The sequence below is a fragment of the Liquorilactobacillus aquaticus DSM 21051 genome, assembly GCF_001436755.1.
Classification (GTDB): domain Bacteria; phylum Bacillota; class Bacilli; order Lactobacillales; family Lactobacillaceae; genus Liquorilactobacillus; species Liquorilactobacillus aquaticus.
Map to the genome: position 1 here is coordinate 86,835 of NZ_AYZD01000027.1, position 20,603 is coordinate 107,437.

The 20,603-nt window shown below is 33.2% G+C and carries 14 protein-coding genes and 3 pseudogenes; 3 read left to right on the forward strand and 14 right to left on the reverse strand.

Annotated features, from left to right (window positions below; all coding sequences use genetic code 11):
• The first annotated feature begins 58 nt into the window (after positions 1 to 58).
• Positions 59 to 514 carry a hypothetical protein gene (locus FC19_RS09130; protein ID WP_057876664.1) on the forward strand — a complete coding sequence of 152 codons (456 nt, stop codon included), beginning with the start codon at positions 59 to 61 and terminating at the stop codon, positions 512 to 514.
• A 190-nt stretch (positions 515 to 704) separates the two neighbouring features.
• On the opposite strand, the gene FC19_RS11920 is transcribed toward FC19_RS09130, so the two are convergent.
• The 11 genes and pseudogenes from FC19_RS11920 to FC19_RS09180 all read right to left on the reverse strand — a co-directional run bounded on the left by FC19_RS11920 (position 705) and on the right by FC19_RS09180 (position 10,356).
• Entirely contained in the window at positions 705 to 836 is a 132-nt protein-coding gene (locus tag FC19_RS11920) for a hypothetical protein (protein WP_268872819.1), read from the reverse strand.
• A 635-nt stretch (positions 837 to 1,471) separates the two neighbouring features.
• A pseudogene (gene gpmA, locus FC19_RS09135) lies at positions 1,472 to 1,673 on the reverse strand (2,3-diphosphoglycerate-dependent phosphoglycerate mutase); the annotation flags it as partial.
• A gap of 48 nt (positions 1,674 to 1,721) precedes the next feature.
• On the reverse strand, positions 1,722 to 3,089 hold the full coding sequence (locus tag FC19_RS09140) for an NAD-dependent succinate-semialdehyde dehydrogenase (RefSeq protein ID WP_057876666.1): 1,368 nt from the start codon (positions 3,087 to 3,089) through the stop codon (positions 1,722 to 1,724).
• A gap of 322 nt (positions 3,090 to 3,411) precedes the next feature.
• Positions 3,412 to 3,585 carry a transposase gene (locus tag FC19_RS11525; RefSeq protein ID WP_057876667.1) on the reverse strand — a complete coding sequence of 58 codons (174 nt, stop codon included), beginning with the start codon at positions 3,583 to 3,585 and terminating at the stop codon, positions 3,412 to 3,414.
• 169 nt (positions 3,586 to 3,754) lie between these two features.
• A complete protein-coding gene (locus tag FC19_RS09150) occupies positions 3,755 to 4,282 on the reverse strand; it encodes an RpiB/LacA/LacB family sugar-phosphate isomerase (protein WP_057876668.1) in 528 nt (175 codons plus the stop codon).
• Positions 4,283 to 4,371: 89 nt separating this feature from the next.
• Positions 4,372 to 4,518 (reverse strand): annotated as a pseudogene (locus tag FC19_RS11925) (helix-turn-helix domain-containing protein); the annotation flags it as partial.
• 196 nt (positions 4,519 to 4,714) lie between these two features.
• Positions 4,715 to 6,085 (reverse strand): MFS transporter, encoded by a 1,371-nt coding sequence (locus FC19_RS09160; RefSeq protein WP_057876670.1) that lies wholly within the window; start codon positions 6,083 to 6,085, stop codon positions 4,715 to 4,717.
• Positions 6,086 to 6,224: 139 nt separating this feature from the next.
• The gene (locus FC19_RS09165) at positions 6,225 to 6,644 is read right to left on the reverse strand and encodes a MarR family winged helix-turn-helix transcriptional regulator (RefSeq protein ID WP_057876671.1); all 420 of its coding nucleotides are present in this window, start codon (positions 6,642 to 6,644) and stop codon (positions 6,225 to 6,227) included.
• Between the two features lie 422 nt (positions 6,645 to 7,066).
• Positions 7,067 to 7,213 carry a hypothetical protein gene (locus FC19_RS11685; RefSeq protein ID WP_157061301.1) on the reverse strand — a complete coding sequence of 49 codons (147 nt, stop codon included), beginning with the start codon at positions 7,211 to 7,213 and terminating at the stop codon, positions 7,067 to 7,069.
• Positions 7,214 to 8,389: 1,176 nt separating this feature from the next.
• A pseudogene (locus FC19_RS11375) lies at positions 8,390 to 8,596 on the reverse strand (2,3-bisphosphoglycerate-dependent phosphoglycerate mutase); the annotation flags it as partial.
• Positions 8,597 to 8,889: 293 nt separating this feature from the next.
• Positions 8,890 to 10,356 (reverse strand): reverse transcriptase/maturase family protein, encoded by a 1,467-nt coding sequence (locus FC19_RS09180; protein ID WP_057876674.1) that lies wholly within the window; start codon positions 10,354 to 10,356, stop codon positions 8,890 to 8,892.
• A 776-nt stretch (positions 10,357 to 11,132) separates the two neighbouring features.
• Here FC19_RS09180 and FC19_RS09185 point away from each other — a divergent pair.
• Both FC19_RS09185 and FC19_RS09190 read left to right on the forward strand, forming a co-directional pair.
• Positions 11,133 to 12,176 carry an ATP-binding protein gene (locus FC19_RS09185; protein ID WP_057876675.1) on the forward strand — a complete coding sequence of 348 codons (1,044 nt, stop codon included), beginning with the start codon at positions 11,133 to 11,135 and terminating at the stop codon, positions 12,174 to 12,176.
• Positions 12,176 to 14,398 carry a S8 family peptidase gene (locus FC19_RS09190; protein ID WP_057876676.1) on the forward strand — a complete coding sequence of 741 codons (2,223 nt, stop codon included), beginning with the start codon at positions 12,176 to 12,178 and terminating at the stop codon, positions 14,396 to 14,398. Before FC19_RS09185 ends, FC19_RS09190 begins: the two co-directional genes overlap by 1 nt.
• A 946-nt stretch (positions 14,399 to 15,344) precedes the next feature.
• On the opposite strand, the gene FC19_RS09195 is transcribed toward FC19_RS09190, so the two are convergent.
• From FC19_RS09195 to FC19_RS09205, 3 genes are all read right to left on the reverse strand, one after another.
• A complete protein-coding gene (locus tag FC19_RS09195; protein ID WP_057876677.1) occupies positions 15,345 to 18,143 on the reverse strand; it encodes a hypothetical protein in 2,799 nt (932 codons plus the stop codon).
• A 698-nt stretch (positions 18,144 to 18,841) separates the two neighbouring features.
• Complete coding sequence (locus tag FC19_RS09200) at positions 18,842 to 19,975, reverse strand: tyrosine-type recombinase/integrase (protein ID WP_057876678.1); 1,134 nt, start codon at positions 19,973 to 19,975, stop codon at positions 18,842 to 18,844.
• Positions 19,968 to 20,534 carry a DUF1643 domain-containing protein gene (locus tag FC19_RS09205; RefSeq protein WP_057876679.1) on the reverse strand — a complete coding sequence of 189 codons (567 nt, stop codon included), beginning with the start codon at positions 20,532 to 20,534 and terminating at the stop codon, positions 19,968 to 19,970. Before FC19_RS09205 ends, FC19_RS09200 begins: the two co-directional genes overlap by 8 nt.
• Between the last annotated feature and the right edge of the window lie 69 nt (positions 20,535 to 20,603).

The following is a 20,603-nucleotide window of genomic DNA, read 5'->3' on the forward strand; positions in this document are numbered from 1 at the left end:
AACTAAATAGGTTATTCTGGTATTAGTTGACTTATCAACCATTAAAGGAGAAGAACTTATGAATCGAAAACAGCGTTTATTTTTTACAGCCGAAATGTGTTCGGGCATGGGCACTATTATGGGCTTAACTGGCAATCTTATGTCAACCGGATTTACTTCAAATACACTCACTAGCTTTTGGATTTGGTGGGGACCAACAATTTTATTTGCATTTTTCTATAATGTATGCATCGCTTCCAAAATTACTAATTTTTTGATTACTCATGCTACAAAGTCGATGATTTCCCAAGTTAAGATCGAGCGACGAAGTGCCAAAATTCGGAGTTGTTCCATGATTATTTTGATGTGCTTGAGTATGAGTAGTTTCGGTATAATACTTGGGGGAGAAATTTCTCACATTTCAATGGGCTCATTACTTATAGTCTGGGCTCGCTCATTATTCTTAGCTTATATTATTCGCAAAATAGTCGTTAAACCACTTGCCGAAAAGGGGTTACAGTTACTAAAAGTTTAACTCTACTGTTTGATAAGTGTTTTTTAATTATGCTAACTACTTGGGACTGTGCCATAACTCCTTCAAAAGAGTTTACGGTGCAGCCCCATTATCTTTTATACTCTATTAAGCTTAAAGTCTTTTTTTCTTAATAACGTTCAACTTATCATCTAATGAATAAGATACAAAAAATTGTTTTCAAACAAGAAAATTACTCGCTTAATATTTTTGAACGCGATCCATTTTCATTCTGAATATCTGAAGCATTCTTATTTCCTTCTCGTTTGTTTTTTTGTTCAAAAACATCATCACTTCTTGTTTTAATTATTAAATTAACTTGCATTTAGCTCTTCAACACATAGTGTTTATAATTTTTAATTATCCTATATATTGAAGCTGCAAAACTAATTTTTCTTTAGTTGCGAATATTGGTCAATAGCTATTTTTAGACTATCTTCTCATTTATCATTATCAAGATCTCATTTCTGCATCTTCCAGTATCGACAACATCTACCTGATCAGGTCGTGATACAGTGTAGTATCTCAATTACTTAGCACACAATAATCCCATAAAAAGCAAGTGCACAAAAAATGTGCTAGCCGGCTAGACAACTAATTAGAGAAAGGGTAAATCTAGTCAGTTAATAAACTATCAACATTTACTAATTATATTTGAATAGCAAGCAAAAATTTAAACTTACATCACGGGGAATCGGCACATGTGATGATAATGACCTAAAATCCATTATTAGGGAGGGAGAACAGGGGCATTCGGGTAGCCTTTTACATTCATTTTACTCCTTTTAAACTTTAGCTATATTCGTCAAAAAATTGCCACCCCAATCTTAGTATTTGTCATAAACTGACATTCTCAAGTTAGCTTATGGCATAAAAAACAACAAAAAAATAACATACAAAAATAAGGTCCAGCTCCCTCTAAAAGGGACTGGGCCTTATTTATTATCACTCTATTTAAGCTTAAAGTTTTTCTTTTTTAACAACGTTCAACTTGTCATTCAAATCATAAACAACTAGTTGACATGTTGCCATTTCAACACCCATGATGTCTGCATCTGAGATGTCTTCAATGTATTTTGTAAGAGCACGTAATGAGTTACCATGTGCTGCGATGATGACGTTCTTGCCTTCGTAACTCAAAAACGATTTCATCTTTCCAGAATAAATTCAAAAATGGCCTGCAAAGACTAGCATATTAAATATTGAATCATTATCCCAAAACTGTTTTGATATTAGCAAATTCTCTGATTCCCAAGTTGCTTAATTCGCGGCCATAACCAGACTTTTTAATACCACCAAACGGTAATTCCGGTAATGAAGATAATGGTTGATTAACAGCGATTTGCCCAGTTTCAATTTTTGAAGCTAATTTGTGAGCTTTATCTAGATCCTCAGAATAAATCGCACCACCCAGGCCATAATTCGAATGGTTTGCCAGTTCAACGATTCCCTTTTCATCGTCAACTTTATAAAGCTGAGCAACTGGTCCAAATAATTCGTGATCATACATTGGATTATCATATGTCATTCCACTAATAATCAAAGGTTTAAAGAATGCTCCAGGACCTTCAACTGCCGTTGGATCACCCCACAAAACTTTTGCACCGCCATCTAAAACAGCCTTGACTTGTTTTTGCAGATTCTGCTGAGCACTTTTTGAGGATAGTGGAGCTAACGTTGTTTTTTCATTCAAAGGATCACCGGATTGATACTTGGCAAATTCTTTTTTGATAGCTGTTAAAAATTCATCATAGATTCCACTTTGAACCAGATAACGTTTAGCAGAAGTACAAGCTTGTCCAGCATTACGTAAACGTCCACTGACTGCACCGGCCACAGCCTTTTTCAAATCAGCATCATTTAGGACAATGCAAACATCTGTGCCACCGAGCTCCATTGTTGATTTCTTCAGATTACGACCGGCTTCAGCTGCTATCAGCTCGCCTGCTTTTTCTGAACCAGTCAAAGCCACACCTTGAACTCGCGGATCACCGATCATCTGGTTGACCTGATCATAAGTCGCAAATATATTTTTAAATGCACCTGTTGGTAGGCCTGCAGCTTTGCAAGCATCATCAAATGCCTGTGCACATTCTGGAACAATGCTGGCATGTTTGAGGATTACCGGATTACCAAGAATAAAATTGGGTGCAAAAACACGCATAACTTGAGTATATGGAAAATTCCAAGGCTCAACAGCAACAACTGCGCCAATCGAACTGAATTCAAGATGTGCTTTGCGGCCAGCCATGGCAGTATAATCTTGATCTACCAAAGCAGCTGCTCCATTCTCAACATAGTAACGAGCAAAAGCAACTGTTTTTTTGACTTCCCCTCGGGCTTCACTAATCAATTTACCCATGTTAGCAGTCAAAAAGTTAGCATAGTAATCAGCCCTTTTAGTAAATTCATCAGCTAGGGCAGCCAGCTGCTCTGCTCGCTGTTCAATTGGCTGTTTCTTAGCCTGTTTATAAAAATTATTTGCATCTGTTAAAGCTTGTTCAACCTCTTCATCTGTTGCTGCAGGAAATTCTTTGATTAATTCTCCATTATATGGATTAACTACACGATATGACATTAAAATTTTTCTCCTTTCTTCTCTAGCGATAATACACTGTCATTATAGTAAAAAATTGCTAATAAAAGCAATTACCCTTGTTAATTATCAAAAGTTTCCAGACAATAGAAATAATATACGTAGCTTAGATTTCTTTCATTCCCTCTTGCTATCTTCTTTAAATAATTTTTATATCAAATTACAAAATCATTAATCATAGACACCTTAGTGGTCCAACGGTGAAATGTAAGTAATATCAGCACATCATGTGGCATGCCAATCTTTATGAACTAAGTTACCACGTTGAGCGTAATCGTTGTGAGTAGAAGGTTTACGGTATTTCCTATTCATTACTGAGTGAATGTTCATTTACATTGATAACCTTATTTTGTTTAATCCATCTGTTAATAGTATTGGCTAGGACATTGTATTCCTCAGCTAGAGACTTAAGTGTATGACCTTGTTTCACTAACCCAAAAATTGATTCTCTAAATTCCTTTGAATATATTTTTGGCATAAAAAATCTTCCTCAATAATTATCATACCTGAAAGGTATACTATAAAAATGGTCTATATTATCATCATAAGAGCAAATGTATTAAACAAGAAATTCTGCTATTAATTGATTTTCACAAATTAATACCAGAACTAATCTTAGATTGTTTGATAAGAAAATTATAAGTGTACTATTCATATTTGTATGCTTTTTTAAATTCTTCAAATGAAAGTTGCGAAATAGATTTAAGTTGTTTAAATTTGTTAGTTGCTAATAATTTTCTACTTGTTTCGCTTTCTGGATAAGGTAATTGTGTAAACCCCTTAAACAAAGACTCAAGGATACTCTCATATTTTTCTTCTGAAGCCCAACCCCAATTTAGGGCAAAAGGGTAAGAGAACGCGTTCCCTTTATTGATTCTCGCAAATAGATTTGCTTCTATTGTGCTTGTCCCATATCCACAAATTACATTTGGAATAGCATTGCAAGCAAGTTGTATACCTAACCCTGAGCTGCATCCAGTTAGAAAATAATCAATTTTACCGTTATTTAAAGCGGTCCCGCCTAAAATAGCAATATCAATATAATCTAGTTTGTTTTCTTTAACATTTAAATCAATAACAGTATGACCATATTTTTTTGAAACATGTTTAATTATTTTGAGTAAAACATCATGTTTATTACTCAAAGTGCTAGCTACAGCGAAACCAATTTTCAAGACTGTATTCCTTCTTTTCTTTAATAAATTAATTTTTTTTCCACTATTGTAAATTTAAGTAATTTTTTGGGATTATGCGTAGAATATACTCTGGAAATGGTACTAGGACTTCGATGAATGCACTGCGCAATTTGTCTAATGAACATTCCTTGCATATGAAATGCTTCAATTTGGCCTCGTTCGTCAAGTTGTAGTTGTCGGTAGTGAGTATGCGTAGTATTCTTAGATTGGGTCATGAAGATTCCTTTCTTACTTTGTTTAGTCGCTTATAAGAATAGTTCTTCATGACCTTTTTTGCTAGATCAATTGGTCTAGTTGACTAGTGTTGCACTTCAATTTTAAATCGGGATAAGAAATAAGGACATATAAGACAGAACATTTTAATCAGAATTAGAAGTGCCAAAATTTTTTTCGTAAGCGATAATCATGACACTATCCTTTTGAAATCTCAATATTGTCTGATTGCATAAAAATTTCAGTTAAGGGGATAATAATTAATATTCCTAGCACAAAAAATGATATTCTGTATGAACTCAGAATTGTTGTATATTGATTAGTCACAGAAAACACAATTGTAATTAATGAAATTCCTAATCCCTGACATAAATTTTGACTTACTGCACTTAATGTATTAGCACTGTTCCGCTCATCAAAGGGAACTTCTAATAAGCTCATGCCATTGTATGCAGTTAATGCTAGTGATCTTCCAATTCCTGAAGATATTAGTATTACAACGCTAAAAATGCTGTTAGTGTGTTTGCTTAATAGTCCTATTAATACAGTGGTTATCATGATTAAAGTTAGCGAAATAGTAATTGTATTTTTAAACCCGATACTTTTTATGATATTATTTGCAATCGGTTTTATACCAATATTGCCAATAAAAATGCACAATATATATATTCCTGATTTTAAAGGCGACCAGTGAAAGACATTTTGAAAAAATAATGTGCTTAAATATGGAATCGCCCCAACAGTTAACCACATCATATTGCCCCCCAACTGACTAACCTTAAAAGAAACAAATCTCAATGAAGATAAACTAAATAGTGGTTCAGCTGTATTTTTTAAATGTTGTACAGTAAAGATGATACTAGTCACAAATATAATCAATAAAATACTAGAAAATTCGTTTAATGATTTTTGAGTTCCAATTGTATCAAGCGAGATTAAAAGAGATGCGCTAGCTAACGCAACTGAAATGAATCCATGCCAATCGAAATGCATGATTTGTTTGGATTGTTCTAGGCCCTTTTCTAAAACTTTATGCCCCATTATCAGTAAAATTATGCCAATTGGAATATTAATCATAAAAATCCAACGCCAAGATAAATAAGTAGTTAGTATGCCCCCAATGAATGGGGCAATAGCAGGGGCAATTAATGCAGGCCAAATTACATAGCTAATCATTTTAAGAAGATCTTTAGAAGGAGTGTTCTCTAAGACAATCAAGCGTGCTGTTGGAACTATAAGAGCGGCAGAAAAGCCCTGAAGCCCCCTCATTGTTAACATGAATATTAAACTTGAGGAAAGTCCACTACCTAATGAACTAATAATAAAAATAAAAATAGCAGACGACCAAATATTTTTGTTCCCATATTTTTTTGATAACCATCCGCTCAATGGTATAAAAATTGCAACAGTGATCATATACACAGTTATAATTAATGACGAATTAGATGTAGGTATGAGTAAATCTTTCTTGATTTGTGGTAGTGCAGTTGTAACAATTGTACTATCAAGCATTTCCATAAATAAACTTATTCCCATTAACAAAGGAATTTTTACTTCTTTTGTTGTCATTCTTCCAACACCCCGAATATTTATTTAAATTTTTATGATTATCCCCATAGTGTTCACCAAGTGAACACTATGGGGAATGTAAACCCCACATTTATTTGAGATACATCCACTAAGGATAAAAAATTTCAATGCCTAAATATCAGCCATTCCAATTGCGTATAATAGCGTCTAATGCTTCATTTAGCTGTCTATATTGATCAGGAGAGCATGAATTATATATCTTCTCATTAATTTTAAAAATCTTATGCCTTATTTTTTGAGTAACTTTTTCACCAGACTCAGTTAAAAATAAAGCATAAGCACTTTTATTGTATTGACTACTACGTCGTTCGATTAAACCTACTTCAACATATTTTTTTATAGTTCTGGTTAAAAGGCTTCGTTGAACATTCCGTTTGTTAGCTAAAAATAGCTGACTGCATCCAGGATTTTCTTGAATGGTTAAAAAGACATTGTAGTCGACTACATTAATGTGTATTTTTTTTCCAAAAGTCGTGTACTCATGAATGAACATATTATTTAAGTGACTAATTTTTCTCCCTGTTTCTTGAATTTCCATAGTATATCTCCGTTCTTTTTAAACAAATATATTCCAAAGTGTTAACTTTGTCAACACTTTGGGCACAATTCATTTATTTGAATACGATGTTTACACAATTAGCAACAACATTCAATTAATGTTGGTGATTTTTCAATTAAATATGTTAAAAAAGTTCTACAATATTGGGTATTGATGGAAGTTCATCGGCATCCAATATTGTAGAACCCGTTAAATTTAGATTTTCATGGCCTATTTGTATAAATTTGCTATGTTGCACTTAGACTTTAAATCCAGGTAATATTTTCGAATGTTTATCTTAAGGATAAGGCCTTATACTTTGACTTTACTATCTTTCATTTAACAAATAATAATAAAACAAACCCATTCATTTACTAACTTCTTTGGTAAGACAGAATTTTCCAATTACCGTTAGTGTTTTTCTACAAAGAATCTGTTAAACCAGATATTATTTTCTCATCAATAGGTTTAGAAGAGTTCATAATCATATTATTATCTGATTCTTTATTAGAAAAGCCAGAAATAGCAAACTTTGTTTCTGCTGAAGCCTGATATGAAGCTTTCAACATGCTTGTACTTGAAACACGTACAATTAACAGATTCAATTTATTTATTTTTGTGAAATATAAGCAAGCGAGATATTCTTATCAGCAATCATCAAAGTAGCTAGCATGTATCTAAAAGTATGCGTGCTGAATTTAGATTCAATCCCTAACTTTTTTATAATTGATGATAAGAAACATGATGTTTTGAGTCCTTGGTAACCGTCTATGCTTATTTATTATGACAAAGAAAGCATTAGTACGCTGAGAAACCTGCAGCACATATCCAAAGAACTTCTGCAAGAAAGATATTGTATCCTCATCATCGGCAAAATATCATTCAGAAACTTCTTAAAGTTAGGTTCTGTTGCTGTTATTGTTAAATCGAATTACACCCTCGATTGCATGGTCGTTAAATGCTCAGGGCTATGTGGCAAAATCGTTCCATTATCAAACTTTAAGTCATAATTAAGGAATGAGAAATAATTAGCTTCTAACTTTGCTGCATCAATATGTTCAACACTCTTCCCCAAAAGCAAAGAATTATAGATATTTTAAAATAATCAATTTGAGTGGCTCGACATCATTTGAATATGTTCCAGTGGTATAGTTGTAAATCATGAGTCTATGTTCGTTCGTACTCACTATCTGCCACTACAAGTCGGATTCTTTGAGATATGAACACCGAAAAAATTGTTCTCCGAAGCTTCTTTACAAAAAATATAATCATTTGACATTTTAAATACGATTTTTTCAATAACTGTTTTCCTGTTGCTCGTACTACATGCAAATAAGTTTCCTTTTATATCAGTATCTTTATTACCATGCGGTTTATCACTTGGCGCTAATGATAGACTTACTATTATTAATTTTTTTATGGATATCTTTATCATTTTCCCACCTCAATTTTTATTTATTCTTATAATCCTTCTACTTTCTGTATTGGCATGTCTGCCACTCTATTTATACTTTTTATTTCGGGTCACTTGGGACCATAGGGTATACTTTTAAACTCATTCTCAACAATTCAAGAACTTAGTACTATTCGTCAAAAAATTGCCACCCCAATCTTAGTATTTGTCATAAATTGACATTCTCAAGTTAGCTTATGGCATAAAAAACAACAAAAAGATAACATACAAAAATAAGGTCCAGCTCCCTCTAAAAGGGACTGGGCCTTATTTATTATCACTCTATTTAAGCTTAAAGTTTTTCTTTTTTAACAACGTTCAACTTGTCATCCAAATCATAAACAACTGGTTGACCTGTTGCCATTTCAACACCCATGATATCTTCATCTGAGATACCTTCGATGTATTTTGTGAGGGCACGAAGTGAGTTACCATGTGCTGCGATGATAACATTCTTGCCATCTAATAATGTAGGAGCGATTTTGTCTTCCCAGAATGGATCTTAAAAGAACTTACAAAGCCTATCATACCGCTATTTTTAATTAAATATTGAGTTGAAAACTTGGACCAGTTTTCGTCAAAATAAAGGTACAAAACGTTATGAAAAGGCACTTTAGCACACTAAAATTAATTATGTTTTCATTTCAAAAATTTGGAAGAAAAGACTAAATTACACATAAGAGATGAATTGAAAAGTATACCCTACTTGCCCTAAGTTCCCTGATCTAAATTCCATAGATTAGCAGCCTTAATTAACTATACATTTTTCACATATTTTCCATTCATTCTTTATCACTCTGTAGATTTATTTGAAATTCCCTTGTGATAACGTTTCTGATGTTTTACCACACGTCGTCGGGCTTGTTTAAGAACTAGAACCGAATAATTTGGTGCACCATCTTCTAAAATTTTCTGTGCTCTATTCACATAGTTTATGAATGTCCTTTTTGCCGGTTTCTCTGATAAGTACTTTTTTTTATGGTTTGTCGAAATACGAAATTTAATTTTCCCTTTCAATTTGCGTTTGACTAACTTAATTTGTTTACGACGAACATTATTGTGATACTCACTTGCTGCTATCCAACCAATAATGTTCTTATGTTCGTCAAATACAGGCTTTTTGAATGACTTTAAATCTATTTCTTCTTCAGACAGTTTCGCCATCTTCTTATCATTAAAGTCACGAATCAGAAAATCAATTGCATGATTTCCACGATATGCAAATTTATATATACTTTTTTCACGTAGAAAAACTTCATCACCTGTGAAGCGAAATCCTAAATAGTCCATCATAGCTGACCTTCCATCCAAACTAAACAGATGTGCATTACTGAATATGTAAAAATCAGTTTTGCTTTTTTCAACAGTCAAAGATAACATATCAGAGCTTTTATGAATTACCAAGTCCTTAATATTTTTAGCATCTTGAAGTGTTAAACTTTTACCCGAAAGTACAATCACAAAATCATCAGAATATCTACGAAAAATTCCACCATATTTTTGTACAAGAGTACTTATTGCAAAATCAAACTCCATCATGTATACATTTGCTAGTAATGCACTCAGTGATGTTCCCTGAGGAATACCAACTTTATTTAAATGAAATTTTTCGGAATTCTTTTTATAAAATTTTGAAAACTGTTTTCTGTTTCGAAAATATGCTGGCTCATTTGACTTGCTCAGGTTTGCTGTTAATTGATTTAATTCTTCGAAATTTATGTATTCATATTTTGTTAACGATTTCAGAACAGCATACCAATCATCTGGTAAGTGATCAACATTAAACAATTTCTGCAGCGACCTTTTTAAATAACGATGATTCAATGTATCAAAAAAAGCTTTAAAATCTCCCTTAATTACATAAGCTACATCTTGATTCGAAATAAAATCAAATACTTCTTTTGCCGCGTGAATATTTGAACGTTTAATTGTCTTAGTAGATGAACGATAAGCGGTCGCTGCCTCACTTATCAAGGTTCCTTCTATTCTATGTTCATAAATAATCTTCAATTTTTCAGCATATACTTTATAAACAAGCGATGCACCATGTGAGGCAAGCGTTATATTACGTGGCTTTTTCTTAATTTTCTTTCCATTGAATCTATATGTTAAAAACTCCCTACGAATATAAGGTAAGAATCGAAAACTTGAAACTGCACTTTCTTGCTTCATCTCATCAAATAATCTCCGATTTGCAAGACGGTAGTCAAAATGCTTATATTTTTTCTGCTTTTTTAAATATTTATCAATATCAAACATATATTATCTCCAAACTGAAAAACGAGACTGTCAGGGTGCACCCCTTTTTATGACAGTCTCGTGAGTTCCCCGTTGCGGCCGCGCTTCAGAAATTTCATGCCCTAACTTTCGTCAGGATGTGCTTTACATATAATGTAATTATGCAAGGAGTTATTGAACCTATGTCAACTCTACCTAACACAACAACATCTACGACAATTCTCTTACTTATACTACTTGTGATTTCTCACATTAAGATTGAGATTGCTGTTGACTTCTTGATAGAAGTCTGTTATCCGTATGTCGCATCACTGGTTAACCGGCCAACCTTAATTGATACGGTACATTCATTATAGCACTTTAATTCATTATAATAAATTTTTCAAAGAACAATAAACAAGAATTAGAAATTATTATGTGATATTTTTGTTGCTTAGCCTATAACAAAATAATAGCAAAAAATCATTTGCAAAAAGCCATTCATTTTTTCGTTATTTTGAGTGTCGTTAAAAGTAATCTCTGATACCTATTTTTTGCACTTACGCTCTCGACTCTAATGATTGCAAAAAACAATGTTTGTATCATTAGATAGTGCAAATGCCGCAACAGAATCCTGCCGAATGCACAGATTGCTAGAACAATTGGAACTTCAAGATCACAAATTTATCGGATTAAAAAAATTCCAATCTTTAATCAAAAAAATGTATGCTACTTATAATATTTAATTTTTTTAAAATTTGTCCCAAATTATATATTTTTGTCCCCGATCGTGTTAAGATAATATTGAGGTGAATACCATGAAAAAGCGAGATATAATCAAACTAATTCAATATCACTATGACAAAGATGAGGCACAATTCAGAACTACTGCAAACAATATTGCTAGGAGCTTTGATGAAAGTGGTGATCATCAGCTGGCAGAGTATATTATGACTTTTCTTTCTGATGCAAATACTTTTGTTCCACAATCATTTTCATTTGAGAATCGGTTTGTTAATGAAGTTAAGATTGAGAATTCCGCATTACCTCTCCCAACTTTAATTGCAGATGATATCAAAGGAATCATAAATGCGGTAAATCACAATATTGGAATTAATAAGTTCTTATTCGAAGGTAATCCAGGTACCGGAAAAACAGAATCAGCGAAGCAGGTGGCAAGATTGTTAGGACGCTCACTATTTATGGTTGATTTTAATCAATTAATTGATAGTAAAATGGGGCAGACTGCCAAAAACATTGCGGCTGTTTTTAATGAGATTAATCGGATGCCTAATCCATCGGGTGCTGTAATATTATTTGATGAAATCGATGCTATAGCACTTGATCGAGTCAATGTGAATGATATTCGAGAAATGGGACGGGCAACTTCGAGTATTCTTAAAGCACTTGATACTGTAAGTAATGAAGTAGTGATTATCGCAACAACTAATCTATATGATAAGCTTGATCGAGCCTTTAAGAGGCGATTTGATAGTGTGATCAGTTTTGACAGGTACTCTAAAGATGATTTACTAGAAATTGCTGAAACAATGCTAAATGCATACTTAAAGCAATTCAAAGAAACAGGGAGAGATATGAAAATGTTTCGGAAGATACTGAGTACTGCGTCCAATATTCCTAACCCAGGAGAACTTAAAAACATTATTAAAGTATCACTGGCCTTTAGTGACCCAACTAAACCATTTGATTATCTTTCTAGGGTTTACAAGGATACTCATAATGTCTTAAAAATCAAAATGTCACTGCTAAAAACTGAAGGCTTTACCATTAGAGAAATTGGTGTATTGATGGGGTTGTCTAAAAGTCAGGTGGCCAGAGAATTGAGAGGTGCGAATAAATAATGAATAAAGTTCTAACACTTAAGGGAAAGTTTGAACAACGAAAGAATCCGAGTCAACCAGGTGCTCCTAAATTACCTGCACACAGTATTGTTAATTCAAAAAATATTCAATTGCTTATTAACGATCTTATAGAGATGCAGCAATATTGGGCAAAAAGAACATTGTTACCCAAGATGTTAATAAGTGCTTATTATGTGAAAATTGCCGCTAAGTCAAATAGAATTTGTGGTTTTTTTGAAAATAAGAGCATAAAACCCAACAATCAAATTGTCGGCATAAAATTTGGTGAGGGACCTAAACATATTATTACCTATTTTGTGTCCCCTGAAGTAGTTGCAGCAAGCATTAATAATGCCAAGGAAGCAATGAGAATATTAAATGAACAATTTTCAGGTCAAGTAACGGATGAAATTTTTAATGATAAACATACTTTCAGTCCTATTGACTTTGACAAATACTCAATTCCTAAAACGACTTTTCAAAAATATATAGTTGATTCATATTACGTAGAAAAATTTGATGTTGAAACTGCGAACGTTCCAGAGCAGCAAAGTGCAATTGTGACCTTGTACGATACTGGAGAATCAGTTGTTTCGTTACTTAAAAGGATGGGAATAAAGGTTTATAATGAGCGTCTTCTAGACAACGGTACGGTGTTACTTGATAAAGATTCTGTCGCACTTCTTATGCAGCGTGCTCCATATTTAGTTTCCATGGCAACTAAAGATATTTCTACTTTAGCGCCAAGTAGTTTTATAGCCCTGAAAAGCCAAGAAAAAGCTAAAATTCCAGCGCCTACGACAGAGCCAACAATAGGCGTAATAGACACTCTATTTGATGAAAATGTCTATTTCAAAGAGTGGGTTGATTACTCGCAATTGATTGACCCTAATATTGTTTTAGAGCCAGAGGACTATTTGCATGGGACAGAGGTATCTTCGATAATTGTTGATGGCCCTAGTCTTAATCCTACTCTTGATGATGGATGTGGGAGATTTAAGGTGAAACATTTTGGAGTGGCTACTCATCGAAAATTTAGTTCTTTTTCTGTTATCAAAGCAATTCAGGAAGCAGTTACTAGCAATCCAGAAATTCATGTCTGGAATTTATCGTTAGGATCCAAGGCAGAAGTGAATGATAATTTTATTTCCGCAGAAGGAGCAATTCTTGATAAGATTCAATATGAACATAATGTGCTATTTGTTATTGCGGGCACTAACAAGGATGAAACTGATGTCGCAAAACATATCGGAGCCCCAGCTGACTCAATAAATTCAGTTGTTGTTAATTCAGTTGGAGGAGATAAACGGCCCACGAAATATTCACGAGAGGGAATTGTGTTGTCTTTTTTTACAAAACCAGATGCAAGTTACTACGGTGGTGATCAAAATACTCCCATGCGTACAGTTAATTCAAATGGTGAGGCATATGTAGCAGGGACATCTTTTTCTGCTCCTTGGATTGCCCGAAAGTTAGCATATATGATAGATATATTAGGCCTCAGTAGAGAAATTGCTAAGGCTTTACTGATTGATTCTGCTATTGGATGGAATCGAGAAAGTAGTCATCATATGCTTGCCCTAAAGGGTAATGGTGTCGTACCGGTGCGAATCGAAGACATTCTGCGTAGTGATGATGATGAAATAAAGTTTGCAATAGAAGGTAGATCTGAAATGTGGGATACATACACTTACAATTTACCTGTGCCTATAGTCGCTAATAAACAACCTTTTAATGCTAAAGCTACATTATGTTACTTTCCTAAATGTTCAAGAAATCAAGGCGTTGATTATACCAATACAGAATTAGACCTGTATTTTGGAAGAATTAATAATAAGGGAAAAATTAGTAGTATTAACGAAAATATTCAAGTAGATGATGAACCACATTTTCTAAAGGAAGAAGAAGCTAGAAAACTGTTTAGAAAGTGGGATAATGTCAAACACATTAGTGAAATTTTAAAAACAGCTCCCCGTCCTAGAAAAGTTTACAACAATCCAATGTGGGCGATTAGTTTAAAAACGAAAGAACGCTTAAATAACAATGATGGGGAACACACTAAATTTGGAATTGTTATAACTCTTAAAGAAATGAATGGAGTCAATCGACTTCAAGATTTTATTCAACAAGCAAGCCTAAAGGGATGGTTAGTAAATAGCATTGATGTTCAGAATCGCATCGATATTTATAATCAAGCGGAAGAAAATATAAACCTCCAATAGAGAATTATGTCATTTGATAATTAACCAAGCTCTCTTATTCGAATACTTGACATCCACATTTTTAGACTTTGTATCATACTAACAAGAATATGAGAAACAACTCAAAATGGTGGAGTACGCTTATTCTTCAAAAGAAGGATAATGAAAGCCCATCATTAGTTATGATTTTACACAAAAAGCGGAAATGAGAAAAATAGTCAAGTCGAAGAACACACAGTATTCCAAACATAATTAGATCAATATCTAAAACTAACATCGGTCATCGATAAGTTAGATAGTAGGACCTATGAAGCTCAATTTCTCTCCTATGTTTAGTCAAGCCTTATACTATAATGTACTTTTGAGTATGTTAAAATCGTGATTAAAAATATTAGAGCGGACCTGCTAAAGTCAAGTTATAAGGCATAAAACTTATTGATTCTTAAGTTTGAATCGATTAACTTTCCCATGCTAAAAACATTTGATTATCTTATTCATGAAAATTATCCCTGTCACTTTCAGACCTATATATTCTACCATGATTCAAAAGGCTCTGTAAAACCGTTTTGGTTTTACAGAGCTACTTTTAGTGTGTTTATTATTAAATTTTTTCTTTACTCACAATGCTCGACTTCTCATCCAAATTACAGGTCAATTAATTGACCTTTTCCCATTCCAATACCTATGATACCTACAATGTATTTTGTGAGAGCCAGTAATGAATTGCTGTACATTGTAATGATTATTTTTTGTCTTCAAATAACTTAGAAGCAATTTTCTTACAAAAAATCGTTCAAATTAAGCTTGCTAAACTTTCTATATCAAATTTTTTAAACATACTGAAAAAGCATTAGTTATCAATTCGGGACAAATTGTCTAATTAAAGCATTTATTCAGTGATGTTCATTGTAATTTTTTAGCAAATTACGTAAATTTAACTAAGACAATAATTTTTAGATACCCCTCCCTATGCTTCTCTACTCATAATTTTTAAATTTTTTGAATAATCATGTATAGTTTTTTTGAGATTCATGTAAGCTTTTTTGTAATTATCAACCCACTCTGTATCATCCATAATCTGAGTTATCACACGATATTGTTGGTTAAAGCCAGCATCATATCTCTCTAGTGACCATTTAGGATGGCTCTTTATAGCTAATTGCCTGTACTTCCATGTTTTATTAAAAAGAGTATTCATCTCCATTAGCATTTGTTTTGCTTCAGGAGAAAAAATAGATTCATTTAAAAAATCAACATATATTTCTTGGGACTTATTAACATTTGTTTGCAATGAAAGCTCCATACCCATTTTTCTCAATAATTTTGCTATAGGAGTATCCTCTGCTGACATTGCCCTTCTATATTCTTTAGAAAATGCTGCCCTTAAACCATCCGACACAGTGACCTGTCCATACAATTTTTCCATAATATCGTTTGGATAATAAAACCATCCATTTGCAATCTCTGGATAATTAGCTGAAATCGAATTTACTCCAAGCGAAGACTGATAGCTTGCTCTGTACTGAGAAAGTGACATGACCAAGCAATCACCAATAAATTGAGCATCATTTAGTACTTTCTCACTTATATCGTCATCCATATAAAAAGCATCCTTACCATTGAACCACTTGTAATCAGCACATCGCCTTATCGCAAAACTGATCACACTTCGAATTAAATTTTTCTTGTTAATGTTTATACCATGACCTGATTTGAAATAACTGGAAAATATAGACACTGCGGTATCCGAGTGTTCAACATCATTACCGATGAAATACATATATCCGAAAGAATTTGAATAGTATGCCCCCACTTGTAACCCTTCACAAGCATTAATAGCTGAAGTTAAAGCCGTATAACTTCTAGCTTCTAATTTATCTCCCATACTTTCTTCCGTCTGGACTTCTTTAATCCAGTTGGATAAGGAATTCTTTTCGCTAACAGTCCTAACCTCCTTAGTTCCAATAGTGCTAATAGAATTATCCTCAAAATTACAAATTTGTAAGTCTTCACTAGCGTGAAAGATATCCTCATTCGAATACAAACTAAACGTAACTCCCCAGTCCGTGCTAACATCACTAAATTCTCCAGCACTAAAAAGAAATCCCGTAATCGGATGTAATGTCCTTAAGAAGCGTTTGTAAAATTTCCCAAAGTAGTCCCCACCAACTCTAAATTGATATGGTGAAAATGCTGCTAAAATTACATTTGAAAGATTAAATGTATCGATTGTTTCTATAATTCTATAGAAAAATTGAGCATATAGTTGTTGCGTTGCACGCCCCATTGACTTCTCTAGCATTAATGATCTAATCTCAGTTTTTGACATATTTCGTTTTTCTTTAGCTTTTTCTGATGAAAAGGCTCTACTATTTGCAGTTCCGAATGGCGGATTTATGTAAATAACTAACGGTTGATCATCAATTAATGCCATGAAAAGTTTTTCCGGAATTTTAAAGCACTTACTATAATTGATAATTTCATCTCTATCCAAGGACTTTATGTTCATATTTTTAAATATTCTTAATGCCTCGACATCATCATTTAAAAAATCATATTGGAATGCCTGATTTGTTTCTGGATATAAATTATACTGTTTTGATAAATCTAACTCACTTTGGTGAATTGTAGAGCTGTATAAATGTTCAAAATAATAATCCCGAGTTAAATTTTTAGCTCCAGCCGCACAATCCCACACAACACAATCTTTTTTCCAGTCGTGTATAAGTCCCTTTGTTTTAGTAATCCATTTATTGTTTAGTCTCTCATCTAATACTTCCACTGCTTTATTAGCCCAGATTGTTGGAGTCCAATAATCACCCTTTCTTCTTCGAGCAATATCTTCAATTAGTCGATCTGAAATAGAAATTAATTGATCCTGTTCTTGAATACTCAAATTGCGATTAAAATGCTTAAAAAAAGCATTCATGTCCGAACCGTTAATTGATATTTTTTTATCCCCAGGTAAATGAAGTTTATTCGGATCACTCGGTAATTGATAATATTCGTCAGGATTTCTACCCAATAGCAGTTGTTGAAATATATTAACCATGTCAACTGGCAACACTTTATCTGACTCTTTTAAACTTTTAAATGTTATCCGGACAAAGTCATCAAAAAGAACAGCTAGATTACTTTCAGAAACATTTACTTTAAATTCTTCACCTGTTTTAGGATCAAAATTTGCAAGACTGTTCACTTCGTCAAAAAGGTTTTGAATTGTTGTAAATCGTTGCTGAATACCATTTCTTCCCGCATTTAAATCATATACAAAAACTGAAAGATTACTATCTTCTACAAGGGCACCCATCATAGCTGGATTTTTTTGATATGCTTGACTGGGTGCAATAGACCAGTCAATAGTTTTATCTTGTAAATACTTGTAAAAATTTGGAGCAAACAACACAATGGCCTGATTTTCATCAGCTCCAATAATTACATTGGGTAATTGTATACCCTTCTCTTCAAATTGTTTCATATAATAAATGCACTGAATTGTGATACGTGCTCTATCATATGCTTCTTGAAGGTTAGTTCCGTCTTTAAACTCTAACAAGATTCTCAAAGCAAACACAATTCTGTTTTCTATAATAAGTCCATCAACATTTAATGGTGAACTTATGCTTCCCATTCCATCTTGATTGTGGTCAACAAAATATTTTTTAAAAATATCCCTCCATGCACTTTCGACATCTTTTTCATTACTTTTATTTTTTAAATTTTGATACAAGCTTTTAACATCGGTCTGTGTTAATCTTTTCACCATAAAATATTCTCCTTAAATTAATCAAAGTGCATTCTATATGTAAAAATCAATAAAGTATATATATACATTTGTGACTATCAATTTTCTGTTCCTATGTCATTGTACACGATATATATTCTTGTATAAACTTCAGAAATATTTTTTTAAATAGTTCAAAGACCATTGACTGGCTTGTACCATTATTTACGCTATTCAGCAATTGTCTTTAATATTCCTTTCCGCCTCGGCATCCAATTGCTTGAGTAATAGACCAATTTTATATTTCTGTATGGATTATACCCACCCAAATATTTTAATACATACATAACCGAAATATTCTTACTAATCATTAAACTGGCCAACTTGTGTCTTAGTATGTATGCTAAATTTCGATAATAGCTATTCTTTGCAACTAATAATAAGCTACACTGAAGTTTTTAGAGTTTGGCAGCAACACCCCGTACTTATTTTAACAAAAAAATACTCTAAAAAGAATTTGCCGATGATATGTACCCAGCATTTCTGAATACTCAAAATTGTGGCTTGTCTTAATTTCATTTATACTCTGGCGTTGACTCAAAGTATCTTACAAGGAACAGATATATTCATAATTTAAGAGCAAACTATTCCATGCAAAGTAGTAATTACATTAATACCTTAAAACAAATTATTTTTTTGTACACTTAAAACAAATAAAAAAAACAAGGTCTCCCCTGTTTTTAACCAAAACCGACAATCTCAACGACTTTGGTACTCTCATTCTCTACTTGCTCTGGCAACAATCCGATATAATACTTCTGCGTTATCATTATATTTGCGTGACCTAAGTAATGTGAGATATAGGCTAAAGAAACCTCTCCAGTTGCTAACATCATACTGGCTAAAGTATGTCTCATTGTATGCGTTGAAAATTTACTCTCCATATCTAAGTGCTTTTGAAGCTGATGATACGCTGAGTTAACTGTTTTTGCATCTGGAAGTTTCGCTTGTCTAGTTTGAAATAATAGCTGCCCTGGATTCGCAACTCCTCGTCTGAAAAGCTCTCTCCGATGAAACTCAATCCATTTGACGATCTTATTCATTGCTTCCCGACTCACTGGAACTGTACGAATTGAATTCTTCGTCTTGGGTTCTTTAAACAAGTTATGCATTGAATCCCATGATTCATCAATTGCTATCTCACACTTAAATTGATTGATATCCTCATATCTTAATGCTAAAGCTTCACCCACTCGCAATGCAGTTTGCGAGATTACCATCAAGACCATACGATTCACATCACTTAAACGATAATCGTATTCCAGCAAGAAACTTTGTACTTTCCTAAAATCTTTGATTGCCATGAATTTTCTGTCATCTGACTTAGTCTTTTTGGGATCAGCCACAACTCTAATTCTGCCTCCTGCTGGATTACGATTAAGTACCCCATCATCGTACGCATCTCTCAAACAAGCACGTAAGTGACCTAAGTCTTTCCTTGCCGTTTCATGAGCTAAGTTTAAGTTGTTGAAAAACATTTGAATCTTATCTCGTGTCAATTGATCCATTCTTGTAGTTGCCAAATCTCCACGTCGAAAATGGTCTTCACTAACACGATAACTTTCCAGAGTTGCTAAACACACAACTGGTTCTTTATAGAGTTTCACCCAATCTTTATAGTAATCTATGAACTGCATTTTTGACTTTTTAAAGGAACTTCCATTAACAAAATCGTTCTCTATCTGATACAGCCAATCTCTGGCTTCTTTTTTTGTTCTGAAACTCTTATCTTGACGTATTCTATTAGTTCCTGAACCTCTGGAAAATTGTGCTATATACGGTAATTTACCACTTCTTTTTTGAATACTACTCATCTAACATCAGTTCCTTTTGGCACTCTTTATTCCATTGAACTAATCTCCAATGCTCATTTCTAATTGCTAAAGGATGAACTGTTTTGTGTTGTCCATTTATCAAGTCATAAAATTTTTCTACTACAATCCCAGCTTTTTGAACTTGGTTCACAAACAATTTCATTCTATCAGTCGCAACTTGATATCTCGTTGCTAAAGAACCAATTGCAATGATTACTTTCTCTACTTCACCAACAATTTTAATTAATTCATCCATTCCATCAACTGGAAAAGCCTCACCAAGCGTTCTTTCATTAATTGTTTGCATTGGTCTTGTAAATAAATTAGCGATGATTACCCCACCAAACTTTTTCATTTCAATGATCTCGTTCTTGATCAGAATCGTCGTTAAATCTTCTTGTAACAGGCTTTTAGAACTAGGATAGTTGCTGATGATTAGTACCAATGGTTTTTCTTTATCCCATAGATACTTAGTCCAGTAGATGTCTTTTCCTTTCACTTTACGTTCGATTGTTACCGTTGCCTTCTCAAGATGCTTTCGTGTTTCATTTTCTGCCATTATTCTTTACCTTCCATTTCTTTAATAACTGTCGCGGCGGCTGAGATAATTACTTGTAGCGCTACTTCA

Coding starts and splice junctions, on each gene's coding strand:
- FC19_RS09190 (WP_057876676.1), top strand. CDS start 12,176: ATGAATAAAGTTCTAACACTTAAGGGAAAGTTTGAACAACGAAAGAAT.
- FC19_RS09140 (WP_057876666.1), bottom strand. CDS start 3,089: ATGTCATATCGTGTAGTTAATCCATATAATGGAGAATTAATCAAAGAA.
- FC19_RS09160 (WP_057876670.1), bottom strand. CDS start 6,085: ATGACAACAAAAGAAGTAAAAATTCCTTTGTTAATGGGAATAAGTTTA.
- FC19_RS09180 (WP_057876674.1), bottom strand. CDS start 10,356: ATGTTTGATATTGATAAATATTTAAAAAAGCAGAAAAAATATAAGCAT.
- FC19_RS09165 (WP_057876671.1), bottom strand. CDS start 6,644: ATGGAAATTCAAGAAACAGGGAGAAAAATTAGTCACTTAAATAATATG.
- FC19_RS11525 (WP_057876667.1), bottom strand. CDS start 3,585: ATGCCAAAAATATATTCAAAGGAATTTAGAGAATCAATTTTTGGGTTA.
- FC19_RS09205 (WP_057876679.1), bottom strand. CDS start 20,534: ATGGCAGAAAATGAAACACGAAAGCATCTTGAGAAGGCAACGGTAACA.
- FC19_RS09130 (WP_057876664.1), top strand. CDS start 59: ATGAATCGAAAACAGCGTTTATTTTTTACAGCCGAAATGTGTTCGGGC.
- FC19_RS09185 (WP_057876675.1), top strand. CDS start 11,133: ATGAAAAAGCGAGATATAATCAAACTAATTCAATATCACTATGACAAA.
- FC19_RS11920 (WP_268872819.1), bottom strand. CDS start 836: ATGCAAGTTAATTTAATAATTAAAACAAGAAGTGATGATGTTTTTGAA.
- FC19_RS09195 (WP_057876677.1), bottom strand. CDS start 18,143: ATGGTGAAAAGATTAACACAGACCGATGTTAAAAGCTTGTATCAAAAT.
- FC19_RS11685 (WP_157061301.1), bottom strand. CDS start 7,213: ATGTTGAAAGCTTCATATCAGGCTTCAGCAGAAACAAAGTTTGCTATT.
- FC19_RS09200 (WP_057876678.1), bottom strand. CDS start 19,975: ATGAGTAGTATTCAAAAAAGAAGTGGTAAATTACCGTATATAGCACAA.